The 14,411-nt window shown below is 71.5% G+C and carries 14 protein-coding genes; 1 reads left to right on the top strand and 13 read right to left on the bottom strand.

What is annotated here, in order from left to right; translation table 11 throughout:
- From ABSY19_RS14670 to ABSY19_RS14620, 11 genes are all read right to left on the bottom strand, one after another.
- Entirely contained in the window at positions 1-852 is an 852-nt protein-coding gene (locus ABSY19_RS14670; RefSeq protein WP_382152626.1) for a fumarylacetoacetate hydrolase family protein, read from the bottom strand.
- 33 nt (positions 853-885) lie between these two features.
- The gene (locus ABSY19_RS14665; protein ID WP_382152623.1) at positions 886-2,433 is read right to left on the bottom strand and encodes a bifunctional 3-(3-hydroxy-phenyl)propionate/3-hydroxycinnamic acid hydroxylase; all 1,548 of its coding nucleotides are present in this window, start codon (positions 2,431-2,433) and stop codon (positions 886-888) included.
- 12 nt (positions 2,434-2,445) lie between these two features.
- Positions 2,446-3,189, bottom strand: a complete 744-nt coding sequence (locus ABSY19_RS14660; protein ID WP_382152621.1) for an IclR family transcriptional regulator — start codon at positions 3,187-3,189, stop codon at positions 2,446-2,448.
- A 34-nt stretch (positions 3,190-3,223) separates the two neighbouring features.
- A complete protein-coding gene (locus ABSY19_RS14655) occupies positions 3,224-4,042 on the bottom strand; it encodes a VOC family protein (protein WP_382152617.1) in 819 nt (272 codons plus the stop codon).
- 96 nt (positions 4,043-4,138) lie between these two features.
- The gene (locus ABSY19_RS14650; protein ID WP_382152614.1) at positions 4,139-4,912 is read right to left on the bottom strand and encodes a class II aldolase/adducin family protein; all 774 of its coding nucleotides are present in this window, start codon (positions 4,910-4,912) and stop codon (positions 4,139-4,141) included.
- 4 nt (positions 4,913-4,916) lie between these two features.
- Positions 4,917-5,642 carry a dienelactone hydrolase family protein gene (locus ABSY19_RS14645; protein WP_382152611.1) on the bottom strand — a complete coding sequence of 242 codons (726 nt, stop codon included), beginning with the start codon at positions 5,640-5,642 and terminating at the stop codon, positions 4,917-4,919.
- A 21-nt stretch (positions 5,643-5,663) separates the two neighbouring features.
- Positions 5,664-6,764: an alcohol dehydrogenase catalytic domain-containing protein gene (locus tag ABSY19_RS14640; protein WP_382152608.1), complete on the bottom strand. Its 1,101-nt coding sequence runs from the start codon at positions 6,762-6,764 to the stop codon at positions 5,664-5,666.
- A 34-nt stretch (positions 6,765-6,798) separates the two neighbouring features.
- Positions 6,799-7,776, bottom strand: a complete 978-nt coding sequence (locus tag ABSY19_RS14635; protein ID WP_382152605.1) for a hypothetical protein — start codon at positions 7,774-7,776, stop codon at positions 6,799-6,801.
- A gap of 115 nt (positions 7,777-7,891) precedes the next feature.
- Positions 7,892-8,752, bottom strand: coding sequence for a fumarylacetoacetate hydrolase family protein (locus tag ABSY19_RS14630; RefSeq protein ID WP_382152602.1), 861 nt, complete (start codon positions 8,750-8,752; stop codon positions 7,892-7,894).
- On the bottom strand, positions 8,749-9,678 hold the full coding sequence (locus ABSY19_RS14625) for a VOC family protein (protein WP_382152599.1): 930 nt from the start codon (positions 9,676-9,678) through the stop codon (positions 8,749-8,751). Before ABSY19_RS14625 ends, ABSY19_RS14630 begins: the two co-directional genes overlap by 4 nt.
- Complete coding sequence (locus ABSY19_RS14620; RefSeq protein WP_382152597.1) at positions 9,675-11,333, bottom strand: FAD-dependent monooxygenase; 1,659 nt, start codon at positions 11,331-11,333, stop codon at positions 9,675-9,677. Before ABSY19_RS14620 ends, ABSY19_RS14625 begins: the two co-directional genes overlap by 4 nt.
- A gap of 91 nt (positions 11,334-11,424) precedes the next feature.
- Between ABSY19_RS14620 and ABSY19_RS14615 the strand changes: the two genes are divergently transcribed.
- Entirely contained in the window at positions 11,425-12,324 is a 900-nt protein-coding gene (locus ABSY19_RS14615; protein ID WP_382152594.1) for a LysR substrate-binding domain-containing protein, read from the top strand.
- Positions 12,325-12,346: 22 nt separating this feature from the next.
- Here the strand turns inward: ABSY19_RS14615 and ABSY19_RS14610 are convergent, their stop codons facing one another.
- Both ABSY19_RS14610 and ABSY19_RS14605 read right to left on the bottom strand, forming a co-directional pair.
- Positions 12,347-13,315: a TAXI family TRAP transporter solute-binding subunit gene (locus tag ABSY19_RS14610; RefSeq protein ID WP_382152591.1), complete on the bottom strand. Its 969-nt coding sequence runs from the start codon at positions 13,313-13,315 to the stop codon at positions 12,347-12,349.
- 11 nt (positions 13,316-13,326) lie between these two features.
- The gene (locus ABSY19_RS14605) at positions 13,327-14,298 is read right to left on the bottom strand and encodes a Bug family tripartite tricarboxylate transporter substrate binding protein (RefSeq protein WP_382152588.1); all 972 of its coding nucleotides are present in this window, start codon (positions 14,296-14,298) and stop codon (positions 13,327-13,329) included.
- Between the last annotated feature and the right edge of the window lie 113 nt (positions 14,299-14,411).

Raw genomic sequence — 14,411 nt, 5'->3', positions numbered from 1 at the left:
TCAGGCCTCCTGCACCACGCCGTTGCTCAGCACACCCACCGAGGAGATCTCCACCTCCACGAGGTCGCCCGGCTGCAGCCACAGCGGCGGCACGCGCTTCACGCCCACACCCCCCGGCGTGCCGGTGACGATCACATCGCCCGGCACCAGCGTCATGAAGGTGGACACATAGGCCACCAGGCGCGGGATCGGGAAGATCATCTGGTCGGTGCGCGCCTGCTGCACCACCTTCCCGTTGACGCGGGTCTGCAGCGACAGCACGCGGTCGGCGGGCAGTTCGTCCAGCGTCACCAGCGCGGGGCCGAAGCCGGCCGTGCCCGCGAAGTTCTTGCCCGGACCGAACTGGCGCGTGTGGTGCTGCCAGTCGCGCACGCTGCCGTCGTTGAAGCAGCTCACGCCCGCGATGTGCGCCCAGGCGTCGGCCTGCGCGATGCGGCGCCCGCCCTGGCCGATCACGATGGCGAGTTCGCCTTCGTAGTCCAGCTGCGTCGATTCGCGCGGGCGCACCAGCGCCACGCCGCTGCCCTGCAGCGACTCGGGGTGGCGGAAGAAGATGGACGGGTGCTCGGTGGGGTCGCGCTGGGTCTCGACGCGGTGCTCCTCGTAGTTGTGGCCCACGCAGGCGATGGTGCGCGGCTGCGGGATCACCGGCAGCGGCGTCAGCGCCGCGAGCGCATGGTCGGCCTTCGCGTCCGCGTGGGAGCGCGCGAGCGCCTGCCAGTCCGGCAGGGCCAGCAGCTCGCGCAGCGTGGGCGCGGCCACGCCGAGGCGGCGGCCGAGGTCGATCACGCCCTCGGCCGTGCACAGCCCGTAGGAGGCGTGACCGCCGATCTCAAAACTCATCAATTTCATGGGGGGGGTTCCTGTGAAAGAAAAAAGAAAGGCTCAGGCCGGCTGGGGCACCACGGCGTAGACGTAGCGGTCCGGCCGCAGCACCAGGGCGGCGGCCCCGAAGCGCGCGAGCAGGGCCGCGAGTTCGCCGCTCGCATCGCGCACGCGCACCACCGCGCCGCCGTCGTCCGCGGGTGTGTCGAGAAAATCGTCTTCGCTGCGCACCAGCGCCACCTGCCCGGTGCACAGGCCGCTGGGCACCACCTGGCGCGCGGCCTCGCGCACCACGGCCGCGTCCCAGCCGATCACCGAGAAGCCCGCGCCCAGCACCTCGTCCAGCCGCAGCTCTTTCGCCGGGCGCTGCTGCACCCAGGGCTGGGGCGCGAGTTCGGTCGCGCTCAGGTTCGGCGAGGGCAGGAAGCAGCCTTGCGCGAAGCGCGGCTTGGGCTTGAACTTGAGCTGCAAGATGTAGTCGCGGCAGGCCGGCAGCAGGCAGGCCGCGCGCAGGGCGGTCTGCGTCAGCGCCGCGCCCAGCACGCTCTTGGGCTGCATCACGCGGCCGATGCGCAAGGCCATCTGGATCAGCGCGGCCGCGTGCGGGCGCCGCTCCTGCTCGTAGCTGTGCAGCACCGACTCGGGCAGGCTGCCGCGCAGCAGGGCCGCGAGTTTCCAGCCGAGGTTGGCGGCGTCGCGGATGCCGCTGTTGAGGCCCTGGCCCGCGAACGGCGGCGTGAGGTGGGCCGCGTCGCCCGCGAACAGCACGCGGCCTTCGCGCCAGCGCGTGGCCACGCGGGCGTGGAAACCGTAGATCACCTTGCGCACCAGCGGCAGGTCGCGGTCGGCCGGCACGCGGCGCGCGATCCACTCGCGGAAATTCCGCTCGTCGAGCACGTCCTCGTCGCGGTCGCCTTCGCGCAGCATGAACTCGTAGCGCAGCGCGCCGCGCGGCCCCGGCAGGCGGATGGTGGGCCGCCTCGGGTCGCAGTAGGTGCTGGTGTGGCGCAGCGGCACGGTGCGCTCCGCGAGGTCCACGATGAGCCAGCGCTCGGCGTAGGTCTCGCCTTCGAGCACGATCTGGCAGAACTCGCGCACCGGGCTGCGCCCGCCGTCGCAGGCCACCAGCCAGCGCGCGCGCACGGGGCGGGCTTCGCCCTCGGCCGGCACCTGCACCTGCACGGTGATGCCTTCGGCGTCCTGCTCGAAGGACGTGAAGCTCTGGCCGAATTGCACCGCCACGTGTTCGAAGCGCGCCAGCCCGTCGAACAGCGTTCGCACCAGCAGCGGCTGGCGGAACGCGTTGCGCTTGGGGTAGCCGTATTCCTGGCGCGTCGGCTGGATCGCCGCGAAGGGCCGGCCGCGCCAGTCGTGGTACTGCACGCCGTAGCCCAGCACCACGTCCTTCAGCACCGCGTCCAGCAGGCCGGCGCCCTGCAGCGTGCGCAGGCTCTCGTCGTCCAGCGTCACCGCGCGGGGCTCGGGCTCGAGCGCCGCGTTGCGTTCGATCACCAGCGTGCGCACGCCGTGCGTGCCGAGCAGGTTCGCCAGGGTGAGCCCGACCGGACCCGCGCCGACGATCACCACGTCGGGGTCTTTTCCATCCATCCACATAAGTTGTCAGCGCGGCGTTTCCAGCCGCCCTCCGATGCGCAGCGCCGCGCGCAGGACGTGGTCCGCGACGCGCTGCGGGTTGATGTTCGGTGCCTGGGCCCACATCACCACCGAGAGGCTGCCCAGCAGCAGCTCCCCCTGGTGGATCGGTGCGGCCCAGCCACAGGCTTCGGCGTCCACCTCGGCCGCCGTTACGCAGACCTTGTCGCGCCGGATCTGCGCCATCAGCGCCGACAGCGCATCGAAGCTGCCCGGCAGGCCCGCTTCGCGCAGGGCCGCCGTGTCGTGGCGCACGAGGTCGCGCAGGTCTTCGGGCGCCATGTGCGCCAGGATCACCTTGGACGTGGCGCCGCGGTACAGCGGCATGGCCCGGCCGCGCTCGTAGCTCACGTGCGGCGGCCCATGGCGCCCGCGCACCTGGTGCACGCAGACCACCTTGCGGCTGTGCAGGCGGCTGAGCAGCACCACGCCACCCGTGCGCTCCGACAGGGTCTTCATGATCTCGCTGGCGGCCGCGATCAGCGGGTCGTTGATGCGGATCAGGCGGTCGAGCTCCACGATCTCCGGGCCCAGCACGTACTGGCCGATCGAGGTGCGCTCGATCAGGCCGGCCTCTTCCAGGTCGGCGAGGTAGCGGTAGGCCGTGGCGGTGGAGATGCGCAGCTCGGTCTCCACGTCCACCGCGCGCACGTGCTTGAACCCCTGCTTGAACAGGCGAAGAACCTGCAAGGCCTTGGCGGTGGTGGTCATGGGTGGCGCTCCTGAAAGGGCAAGACGGTGGGGGCTAGCTTCGCATGATGGCCACACCCCAGCGGTTGAGGGTTGAGGGCTGGTGCGGCCATTCGCCGACCGCGCGCCCGGGCTCGCAGACCTCCAGCTCGGCGGAGATCTCCGCCATGTTGCCGTCCATGTCCTTGAGCATGAAGAAGGTGTCGTTGCCCGGCCCGTGCCGGCCCACGCCCCAGGCCAGCGGGAAGCCGGCGTCGGCCATGTGGTCGGCCCAGTCGCGCAGCGCGGCCCAGTCCTGCGCCTCGCACGAGAAGTGGTCGAAGCGCGCCAGCGGCGCGCGGAAGATGGCCATGGCGTGGTGCTCGGCGTCGGTGCGCAGAAAGGCCGCCGTGATGGCGCCGGCCTCGTCGCGCACGCGGTCCGAGAGCACGAAGCCCAGTTGCCCGGTGTAGAAGGCCAGCAGCGCGGCGGGGTCGGGCGTGCGCACCGCGAAGTGCTGCAGGCGCGCGCTCGGCAGGCCGTCGGCGGTGGACGCGGCGGGCGCGGCCGGGCCGTGCTCGAAGCGGATGCGGCGGCCTTCGGGGTCGAGCACGGTGTGGGCGCTCTCGCCCACCTCCTGCAGGGCCACGCCGCGCGCCTGCAACTGCGCGCGGTGCGCGTGCAGCGCGGCGGCGCTGTCGAAGCGGAAGCAGGCCAGGTGCAGCTGGCCGCCCTCGCCGGGCCGCAGCACGAGTTCGCGTTCGGGCGCGCGGCACACATGGGCATCGCCCTGCTGCGAGACCGCGAAACCGAAGGTGCGGGCGTAGAAGCCGGCCAGCGCAGCCGGGTCGCTGGCGGTGAGTTCGAGTCGCGCGAGATGCGCTCCGATTTCCATGGATGTCCTTTCGAGATCGAGTGGTCGATCATGGACATCGGGTGCCGGCCGGTCAAAACCGTTTCTCACTTCCTGAGAAATGAGAACCCAGATGGCTCAGGCGCGCCGGCGCCGGGCCTCTTCCTTCCACAGCGCCCAGGGCCGCTCGGCCTGGGCCTCGTGGCTGCTCATGCACGAAGCGCACTCGGCCTCGCTCAGGTAGCTCACCTCGCCCAGACCCAGGGCGGTGGTCTGGACGCGCGCGTTCACCTCGGCATACACCGCGCGGTACACCACCTGCTTCAGGCTCTCGCCCACCACGGTGCTGCCGTGGCCGCGCATGAGCACGATGGGATGGCCCTCGAACTGACGCGCCAGCGCGGCGCCGATGCGGCCGTCGCGCACCAGCAGGTCGCTGCCGTCGCCCACCACGTCGCGGATCTCGAACACCGGCGCGCCGGTGCCGATGAAGCCGGCCATGTGGAACACCGCGCGCAGCGGCGTGCCGCGCGAGATGGTCAGCGGCACGATGGCCGGCGAGTGGCTGTGCACGATGGCCTGCACCTGCGGGTGCGCGCGGTAGATCTCGGCGTGGATGAAGCGCTCGATGTAGACGCGCCGGCCGCCCGCGTCGATGGGCTCGCCATCGAGCGTGAACGAGACGATGTCCGATGCGCCCACCTGGCCGGGCGCCATGTTGCGCGCGAGCAGGAAACGCCCGGGGTCGCGGTCGTGGCGCACGCTGACGTGGCCGAAGGCATCGACCACGCCCTGGTCGTAGAGGATGTGGTTGGCGCAGACCAGGTCCGCGAGCAGGCCGTCGCCCGGGGGCAGCGGCGCGCGCTTCACGTCATCGAGGGCAGCGGCCAGGGAAGTGGAGGGTGGGCACATGCGCTCATTGTCCGGGAGGCAGCTCGGTATTCAGGAAATCCAGTGTGCGCTGCCAGGCCTGGGCCGCCGCGCCTTCGCGGTACATGGCGGGGCGCGCGTCGCACAGGAAGGCGTGCCCGGCGCCCGGGTACACGTGCTGCGCGAAGCGCACACCGGCGGCCTGCAGCGCGGCGTCGATGGCCTGCACCTGCGCGGGCGGGATGGTCGGGTCTTCCGCCCCCACGTGCAGCAGCAGCGGCGCGCGGATGGCGCCCGCCTCGCCCAGCGTGGCGTGCGGGCCGGCGGCGATGCCCGGCCCGTAGAACACCACGGCCGCGCCCAGATCGGGCAGGCGCGTGGCGGCGGTGAAGGCGGCGCGGCCGCCGAAGCAGAAGCCCACCAGGGCGCTGCGGCCGGCTTCGATCTGCTCCGCGGCCTGGAGGTGCGCGAGCACGGCCTGCACGTCTTCGAGGATGGGCGACACGCCGATCTGCGAGATCAGGGCCACGGCCTCGCTGTGCTGCGCGTAGGCGAGTTCGCGCGTGCCGCTGCGGTGGAACAGGTCGGGCGCGAGCGCCAGGAAGCCTTGTGCGGCGAAGCGCTCAGCGATGTCCTGGATGTGCGGGTTCACGCCGAAGGCCTCCTGCAGCACGATGACCGCGCGCGTGGCGGGCGCGGCGGGGCGCGCCACGTAGGTCTGCATGGGGCCGGCGGCGGTCGGCACGGTGATCCAGGGGTTGCGGTCTTGCAATTCAATCTCCGGTGGAAAGGGTCAGGGTTTCACCACCGCCATCCAGATGGGCAGGGTGCGGGTGCGGGTGGCTTCCAGCGCCTCGTTGACCTGCTGCAGGCCGAAGCGGTGGGTGATGAGGTCTTCCGCGTCGAGGCGCTGGTCGGCCAGCAGGGCGAGCACCTCGTCGGTGTCGGAGCGGGTGCAGGCGCGCGTGCCGACGAAGCGCCAGCAGAAGATCATCATGTCGCGCAGCGCGAAGGGCAGCGCGGCGTTGCTGCCGCCCATGTGCACGAAGCTGGCGCCCTGGGCCATGGCCGAAGCGGCCTGCGCCGAGCCCGGCCCGTCGGGGAAGTAGTCGAGCACGGCGTCGGCGCCGCGCGGCATGAGTTCGCGCAGGCGTTTCGTGAGGCCTTGCGTCTCGGCCCAGTCGGGCGCGAGTTCGTCGAGCACCGCGAGCTGCACCGGCAGCTCGCCGGCCAGCGGGCGCAGGGCTTCGAGCCGCTCGCGCGAGCGGCCCACCAGCACCAGCTCGCGCGCGCCGTAGAAGCGCGCGAGCTTGATGCTGGCCGTGCCCATGGTGCCGGTGGCGGCGGTGATGACCAGGCGGCCGGTGGCGGGCAAGGCCGCGCCCTTGAGCGCGCGCACCGCGTTGGCCAGGTCGTGCACCTTGGCGCCCACGTCGAAGCTGACGTGCGCGGGCAGGCGGTCCAGCAGGTCGGCGGGCACGCAGGCGTACTCGGCCAGGCCGCCGTTGTGGTACTTCGCGTACAGCGCCATCGGGCCGCGGCCGAAGCCGGCGTGGCCCATCATGGCCGCGTCGTTGCACATCTGCTGACGGTCCGAGCGGCAGTAGTCGCACTGGCCGCACGAGAGCATGGGGTGCACACGCACCCGCGCGTCCTGCCAGGCGGCGTCCACGCCACGGCCCAGCGCCACCACGGTGCCGGCGATCTCGTGGCCCGGCGTGGTGGGCAGGTGCTTGAAGCGGCCCATCTCGAGCAGCTTCATCATGCCGGGCGCGATGCCGGCCGACGCCACCTTGACCAGCACTTCGCCCTCGCCCGGCGTGGGCACGGGCAGGGTTTCCAGGCTGAGTTCGCGCGCGCCGGGGTGGGCGCGCGCGGCCATCATCGTTGACATGTCTGTCTCCTTGTTGTGATTGGTTCTGAAGCGCTCAGGCGCCGCGCAGCCGGGCCAGCTCGTCGGCCGGCAGGCGCGTGCCCTGGCGCAGGGCCGGCGCCACCTGCGGGATCGGCAGCGTGCTGGCCAGGGCCAGGTGTTCGCTCGGGCCGGTGTGCAGGCTGGTGAAGGCGATGCCGCGCGGGATCTGCACGAAGTCGCCCGGCACCAGGTGCACGCTGCCGCGCTGCGTGACCAGGGTGCGCTCGCCCTGGATCTGATACTGCACCTCGCAGGCGTCGCGGTGCCGCGTGTACACGGCGCCGTCGTCCGAGGCCTTGCGCGAGCGGCCGATGGCAACCGCCGCGCTGCGGTACAGCCATTGCAGGCCCTCGCCCTCGGGGCGCAGCACCTGGATGCGCTCGGCGTCCTGCTCCGCGTGTTGCAGCAGCAGGGCCTCGTCGACCGGCGAGAGCGCGAGGTCCTGGCCCGGGCCGCCCACGCCTTCGGTGGTGAGCTCGTTGATCACGGCCGGCGTCCAGCCGGGGAACGGGGTGCTCAGGTACTCGGCCTGGCGGCTGGGGGCGACCAGTTCGCGCACCGGGCCCGGCACGTAGAACAGCAGGTGCACGTCGTGCCGGCCGAAGTTGTCGTGCGCCACGCCGTTGGGGATGCGCGAGAAGTCACCCGGCCGCAGCTCCACCGTGCCGAGTTCGGTGATCAGGGTGCGCTCGCCGCAGACCTGGAACGAGAGCTCGTCCACGCCGGTGTTGCGGTGGTAGAACGGCTGGCGGCCGTTCATGTTCTGCCATTCGATGCGGATGTCCGCGCTCTCGTACACGCCCACGGGCGGCGCGAAGGCGCGCTCCACGTAGGCCGCGCCGAGGTGCGCCACCTCGATCGGCGGGTACTCGCGCGCCCGCTTCATCGGGGACGGCAGCGGATCGGCGAGCAGCAGCGCTTCACGGCGCTCCAGCACATAGGGCGGCGCATCGAAGGGAAAGGCATCGATGTGTTCGCGGACCAGCTTCATGGGGTTTCTGCCTGACATGGAAATTGCGTGAAGGACAACAGCACGGTGGGAGCATGCCCACCGGTGCGGCCGGGGTCAAACCCGTTTCTCGGATGCTGAGAAACGGGGTCGGCAATCATCGCTCGTCCACGATGGGGTTGCGCAGCACCCCCACGCCTTCGACCTCCACCTCGCACACGTCGCCCGGCTTCATCCACAGCGGCGGCTTGCGCGCCAAGCCCACGCCGGCGGGCGTGCCGGAGATGATGAGGTCGCCCGGCACCAGGGCCATGGCCTCCGAGCAGGCGGCCACCAGCGTGGCCACGTCGAAGATCATGTCGCGCGTGTTGGCGTCCTGCACCACCTGGCCGTTGAGCCGGCATTGCAGGCGCAGGCCGTGCGCGCCCGGGGGCAGTTCGTCGGCGCTCACGAACTCGGGGCCGAAGCCCCCGCTGCGGTCGAAGTTCTTGCCCATCATCCACTGGTTGGAGCGGAACTGGTGGTCGCGGAGGGAGCCGTCGTTGAACAGCGTGTACCCCGCGACGTGGTCCAGTGCGTCCTCCTGGCGGATGTAGCGGCCGCCCTTGCCGATCACCGCCACCAGCTCGGCCTCGTAGTCGAACTGGTCCGACACGTGCGGCCGCACCAGCGGCTGCCCATGGGCGACCCAGGACGAGGGGTAGCGGTGGAAGATCACCGGGTGCTTCGGTTTCTCGAAGTGGCTTTCGGTCGCGTGGTCCACGTAGTTCAGGCCGATCGCGAAGGCCTTGGCGGGCTCCAGCACCGGCGGCAGATAAGTGAGGCCGGCGAGCGGGCGCGCGTGCTGGCCGCGCTCGATGGCCGCGCGCGCCGCACGAAAGCCTGCATCGCCCTGGCGCAGCAGTTCGTCGAGCGAATCGGGCAGGCCGGCGGCGGTGAGGTCCAGCAGCGTGTGGTCGTTCACGCGCGCGCCCAGGCGCGCGGCGCCGCTCTCGTCTTGGAAGGCAATCAGTCTCATGGGGTCTCGTGGTTGGTGATGAAGTGGGTGGGAACGGCCGGGCCCCAGACGAACAGCGCGTCCTCGGCGGGGTGGTCGGCGGCGGGCCAGTCCAGGCCGGCGGGCACGTGGTCGATGCCGGCCGAGTACTCGCAGAAACTGCCCCAGGGGTCTTGCACGTAGTTGAAGTAGTTGGAGCCGAGCACGTGCCGGCCCACGCCCCAGCCGTCGCCGTAGCCGGCGCTGCGCATCTGGTCCATGCCCTGACCCACCTCGTCGAGGCCGGGCACGTCCCAGCTGCTGTGGTGCAGGCCGGGGCCGTGGGATTTCGCGAAGGCCACCAGGTGGTGGTCGCTGCCGTGCGGCGTGTGCAGGAAGGCGATCACATCGCCCGAGCGGTCCGACAGGCGCAGGCCGAGCATCGATGAACAGAAGGCCAGCATGCCCAGCACATCGGGCGTGAATTGCAGGATGTGCGAGAGGTAACGCGGCCGCACGGGCCCCAGCCGGCTGCGCGGCGAGGCCTGGCCCTGGCCGGGCACGGCGGGCACCGGCGGCCGGGGCACCGAGGCCGAGGACGGCGAGACCTTGGGCGCGACCACCAGCTGCAGCGCCAGGCCATCGGGGTCGCGCAGCCACAGCCCCGGCTCCTGCGCCAGCGGGTGCGGCTCGCCCGCGCGGCCCTGCGCCGCGATGCGCTCGGCGAAGGTCTCCACGTCGTCGGCGTGGATGCCGTAGGCCACATATTGCAGGCGCTTGCGCTCGCCGCCTTCGAGCACGTGGGCCCAGACGTGCGGGTGGCCGAAGGTGCGCAGCAGCAGGCGGTCGCCGTCGCGCCGCACGTCCAGGCCGAAGCAGGTGTAGAAGCGCTCGGCCTCGGCCAGGTCGGGCACGGTGAAGGTGAAGCGGTGCACCGAATGCACCGCGGCGGGCAGGCGGGTGTTCATGCGAGGGCCTTCTGTCGAGGGGAAACCACGAGGGTGTGGCCGGTGATGCGCGCCACCAGCGCGTCCGGCGCGTCGGGCCAGTCATCGCCGCGCCAGGCCACGTGCTGGTCGGGCCGCACCAGCGTGAGCCGGGTCGGGTACAGCTCGGCGAACGCGCCCCAGGCCGGCCGCAGCACGGTGAGCGGCACGCCCGCGGCGCGCAAGCGCTCGCGCACGGCCTGCACCACGGTCTCGGGCACATCGGCGTGCGCGAGCAGGGTGAAGCCTTCGCCGAAGTGGTCGTACAGCGAGCTGCCGTCGTGCAGCCAGGCGTGCGGCGCGCGCGCGCCGGGCCGGTTGGACGGCACGTAGTTCAGGTAGTCCATCTGCGGCGCGCGGCTGCCGTCGTGGGCGATCACGGGCGAGTCCTCGTAGCGGTAGCCGAGCACCACGCCCAGCGTGGTGAACTCGCGCGACTTGGCGGCCTGGATGCGCGCGCCCACGTCCTTGCGCAGGGCCGCGCCGGCCGGGTCGTCGGCGTCCAGCCCGGCGCGCGCGAGCTGGTTGCCCAGCAGCGCGTGGTTGGCCACGGCCTCGTCGAGCACCATCTGGTGCACCGGGCGGCGCTCGGCCATGTAGCTGTCCAGCAAGGCCTCGCCGCCCCAGCCCGCCAACACGGCCGCGAGCTTCCAGCCCAGGTCCACGCTGTCGGCCACGCCCATGTTCATGCCGTAGCCGCCGAAGGGCGGGTGCAGGTGGCAGGCATCGCCCAGCAGGAACACGCGCCGGTCGCGGTAGTTGTCGCCCAGGAAACGGCTGGCCACCCACTCGTCGGTGGACAGGGCGCGGTAGGGCAGGTCGATGCCGGTGGCGCGGCGGATCAGGGCCGCGCTGCCCTCGGCGTCGAGCCGGAAATCGGGCGGCACGCCGGTGGGCATGAAGAACCAGGTGTCGCCCCGGTCCATCGGGCCGATCAGGCTGGGCACGTCCTCGTTGATCTGCCAGTACATGATGGCCGGCCCCAGCGCGTGGGCCTGCGCCAGGCCCGGCGCGTGGAACACGATGTTGTAGTTGCGCGAGAGGCCGTACTGGCCTTCCAGTTTCGCGCCCATGCCTTCGCGCACCAGGCTGCGCGCGCCGTCGGCGCCCACCAGGTAGTCGGCCGACACCGTGTAGGTGTTCTCGCGCTGGAGGTCGCGCACCGTGACGTGCACGCCTTGCGCATCCTGCTCGAAGGCCAACACCTCGCTGTTGAAGCGGATCTCCACGCCGGGCAGCGTCTGGGCGTGGGCGCGCAGCACCTCTTCCAGGCTGTACTGCGGGATCCATTGCGCGTGCTCGGCGTAGAGCGGGTTGCGGCCCGGCGCGCAGAAGAAGGCGTTCTCGAAGCGCGTGAGTTCGTGGCCCGAGAGCCGGGTGCAGAACACCACGTTGGACGGGTAGTCCACGCCCAGCGGCGAGGCCGCGCGCAGCTGCGGCGCGATGCCCCAGCGCCGCAGGTGCTCGCGGGTGCGCACGTTGGTGGTCTTGGCGCGCGGCGCGTAGCCCACGCGGTCGTTGCGCTCCAGCAGCAGGCAGGGGATGCGGCGCTGGCCCAGCTCGATGGCCAGGGCCAGGCCGGCGGGGCCGGCGCCGACGATGAGCACGCGGGGAATCACGGGGGGCGAGGTCTTCATGCGGCCGCATCGTAGGCAGCCACCGCGAATCGGAAAAGACGGAGAATTGTGGGATGCGATATGCTTTTTCGATCACCCGGAGCGGCCCGGCATGAAGTTCAACGCCTTGCGGGATTTCCTCGCCGTGGCCGAGCGCGGCAGCCTGCGCGCGGCCGCGCGCCAACTGGGCAGCGCGCAGCCCGCGCTGAGCCACAGCATCAAGGAACTGGAGAAGGAACTCGGTGTGGTGCTGTTCGAGCGGCGCTCCACCGGCGTGGTGCTGACCGACATGGGCGCGGCCTTCCACAAGCGCGTGGCCTGCGCCATGCACGACCTGCGCCGCGCCACGGAAGAGCTGGACCAGCTGCGCGGCGAGGTGCACGGCAACCTGGCGGTGGCCATGTCCAGCGTGGCCCACATCGCGTTGCTGCCGTTTGCACTCGGCGCATTCCGCGCGCGTTACCCGAAGGTGCAGATCGACATCGTGGACGCGGTGTACCCCGGCAGCGAGCCCGGCCTGCTCGACGGCAGCCTGGACCTCTACATCGGCCCCGCGCCGGCCGACGTGGTCTCGGCGCTGCAGGTGGAAAAGCTGTTCGACAACACGCGCACCATCGTGAGCCGAAAGGGCCACCCGCTGGCGCAGGCGCGCTCGCTGCGCGAGTTGGTGGACGCGGAGTGGATCACGACCTCGATCACGCACAACGCCGAAGAAGAGCTGGGCCCGCTGTTCGCGCAAAACGGCCTGCCGGCGCCCAGGCTGGTGATGAAGGCGCACTCGGCGCTCACCTTCATGGTGGCGCTGGCGAACTCCGACCTGCTGATGATGCTGCCGGTGCAGTGGATCCAGTCGGAGTCGCTGGCGCCGCTGCTGGCGCGCATCGACGTGCGCGAGCCCCTGCCCGCGCCGCCGGTGTGCCTGGTGCGCCGCGCCGGCCTGCCGCCCACGCCAGCGGCGGAGTACTTCTGCGACATGGTGCGCCGCGCGGTGCAACACATGCGCGCGCCCTGAGCGGGGGCGCCGCGCGCACGGCTCAGAGGTGGCCCGCGGCCTCGTAGTAGCGGCGCGCGCCCGGGTGCAGGGCAATCGAGGTCCGCGCCATCGCCGAGGGCACCAGCGGGTAGCTCAGCGGGCTGCGCTGCGGCGGCAGGTGGCGGTACTGGCGCTCGATGGCCGCGCGCGTTTCCACCAGGCACCAGGTCAGCAGGTGGGCGATGTCCTCGGGCATGTCGTCGCGCACCAGGATCAGAAAGTCCGAGAAATCGAGCGCGGGCAGCGAGGTCTGCAAGGAAGGCCAGTAACCGGCCGGCAGGTCGTTGCGGCCGAAACCGTAGTCCTTCTGGAGCTGCTGCAGCACCGCCTCTTCGGACGGCAGCGGCACCACCTTGCCGGCCTCGACGATGTCGGACCACCAGGGCGTCATGATCGCTTCCTGCAGCACGCCGTCCACCTCGCCGTCCTGCATGCGCTGCAGGCTTTCGCGCGGGTTGGAGTCTTCCACGTAGGTGCCGCCCCAGCTGGCGAAGGTGGCGTCGTCGATGCCGTGCGCCTGCATGAACAGGCGCGCCACGTAGCCGATGAAGTTGGTGCCGTCGTTGCGCGAGGTCGCGATGCGCAGCGCCGGTTTCTTCTGGCGCAGTTCCTCGAAGCTGCGGATGCCCAGGTCCGGCCGCAGCGCGAGCACCATGCGGTCGTTCTGCGGCAACACGGCCAGGGCGCGCAGGTGCGGCGCGGCGCGGCCCTGGAAGATCAGGCGGCCGTCGAGCGCGGCGGGCATGAGCATGGCCGGCGTGACGATGCACAGATCGGCCTCGCCTTCCTCCACCAGGTCGATGGCCTCGATGCCACCGGCGCGGATGCTCCAGATCGCCACGCGGCTGCGTGGGCCGCTGCGCTTGCAGAACTCTTCGCACAGCCAGGAGCAGATGCGGTGGAAATTGGCCTGGCCCCAGTCACCGACGAAGCGCAGGTGGTGGGAGTGTTCGAGGCGGGGTGCGGTCATGTGCGGGGCGTTCATTCGGGCTTGACGTCGGCGTCCTTGATCACCTTCTTCCAGTAGGCGGTCTGCGCCACGATCAGCTTGCCGAACTCGGCCGGGCCCTGGCTGTGCGGTTCGAGGCCGAGCGTGATCAGGCGCCCCTTGACCTCGGGCTGGGCCAGCACCTTGATCACGTCGCGCGAGATCTCGTCCACCAGCGGCTGCGGTGTGCCGGCCGGCACCACGAGGCCGCCGAAGCCCACGGTCTCGAAGTCCGCGTAGCCGGCCTCCTTCATCGTGGGCACGTCGCGGCTCAGCGGCGAGCGCTCGGCGCCGGTGCTGGCGAGGATGCGCACCCGCCCGCTCTGCACGTGCGGCACCAGGTCGGAGTAGCTGGCGAAGGTGGCGGTGACCATGCCGGCGGCCAGGTCCACCACGGCGGGCGCCACGCCCTTGTAGGGCACGTGCAGCATCTCGATCCTGGCCTGGTGCGCGAGCTGGCTCGCGTTCAGGTGCGGCGTGGAGCCGTTGCCCGGCGAGGAGTAGGCGAACTTCGCGTTCGGCGCCTTCGCCAGCGCCACGAACTCCTTGACGGTGCGCGCGGGCACCTGGGTGTTCACCGCCAGCCAGAGGCGCGCGTCGAACATCTGCGCCACCGGCGCGAAGCTGGTGACCGGGTCGTAGTCCAGTTTGGTGGAGAGGAAGGGTGCCTGGATCGTGGGCGTGACGGACAGCAGGATCGTGCGGCCGTCCGGCGCGGCCTTCGCGGCCACGCTGGTGGCCAGGATGGTGGCCGCGCCGGGGCGGTTGTTCACCACGACCGGGATGCCCCAGGTCTTGGCCAGGCCGTCGGCCAGGGCGCGCGCGGCGTTGTCGAACGAGCTGCCCGAGGAGGCCGGCGTGATCAGCGTGACGATGCCGCCCTGGAAAGGGCCGGCCCAGGCGGCGCTCGCGGCGCCCAGGCTGAGGGCGGCCAGGGTGCGCGCCAGGATGCGGGAAGGTTTCATGGAGTCTCCAGTATCGAATGGGAAGCGGTGTGAGGGTCGGGATGGTGGCGCCGCGCCCCGGGGCCGGTCAATTTGCATTCTCGTTTGATGAGAATCCGCCTCGGAGATGCGGC

Origin of the sequence: Hydrogenophaga sp. ANAO-22 (genome assembly GCF_042466645.1) — a bacterium.
GTDB lineage: Bacteria > Pseudomonadota > Gammaproteobacteria > Burkholderiales > Burkholderiaceae_C > Hydrogenophaga.
Note: the sequence above shows the minus strand (reverse complement) of the source record. Positions and strands in the feature narration are given on the sequence as shown.

Bases quoted from the DNA above. Each gene is read 5' to 3' on its own strand.
- ABSY19_RS14660 (WP_382152621.1), bottom strand. From the start codon at position 3,189: ATGACCACCACCGCCAAGGCCTTGCAGGTTCTTCGCCTGTTCAAGCAG.
- ABSY19_RS14655 (WP_382152617.1), bottom strand. From the start codon at position 4,042: ATGGAAATCGGAGCGCATCTCGCGCGACTCGAACTCACCGCCAGCGAC.
- ABSY19_RS14615 (WP_382152594.1), top strand. From the start codon at position 11,425: ATGAAGTTCAACGCCTTGCGGGATTTCCTCGCCGTGGCCGAGCGCGGC.
- ABSY19_RS14640 (WP_382152608.1), bottom strand. From the start codon at position 6,764: ATGTCAACGATGATGGCCGCGCGCGCCCACCCCGGCGCGCGCGAACTC.
- ABSY19_RS14620 (WP_382152597.1), bottom strand. From the start codon at position 11,333: ATGAAGACCTCGCCCCCCGTGATTCCCCGCGTGCTCATCGTCGGCGCC.
- ABSY19_RS14650 (WP_382152614.1), bottom strand. From the start codon at position 4,912: ATGTGCCCACCCTCCACTTCCCTGGCCGCTGCCCTCGATGACGTGAAG.
- ABSY19_RS14605 (WP_382152588.1), bottom strand. From the start codon at position 14,298: ATGAAACCTTCCCGCATCCTGGCGCGCACCCTGGCCGCCCTCAGCCTG.
- ABSY19_RS14625 (WP_382152599.1), bottom strand. From the start codon at position 9,678: ATGAACACCCGCCTGCCCGCCGCGGTGCATTCGGTGCACCGCTTCACC.
- ABSY19_RS14610 (WP_382152591.1), bottom strand. From the start codon at position 13,315: ATGACCGCACCCCGCCTCGAACACTCCCACCACCTGCGCTTCGTCGGT.
- ABSY19_RS14670 (WP_382152626.1), bottom strand. From the start codon at position 852: ATGAAATTGATGAGTTTTGAGATCGGCGGTCACGCCTCCTACGGGCTG.
- ABSY19_RS14630 (WP_382152602.1), bottom strand. From the start codon at position 8,752: ATGAGACTGATTGCCTTCCAAGACGAGAGCGGCGCCGCGCGCCTGGGC.
- ABSY19_RS14635 (WP_382152605.1), bottom strand. From the start codon at position 7,776: ATGAAGCTGGTCCGCGAACACATCGATGCCTTTCCCTTCGATGCGCCG.
- ABSY19_RS14665 (WP_382152623.1), bottom strand. From the start codon at position 2,433: ATGGATGGAAAAGACCCCGACGTGGTGATCGTCGGCGCGGGTCCGGTC.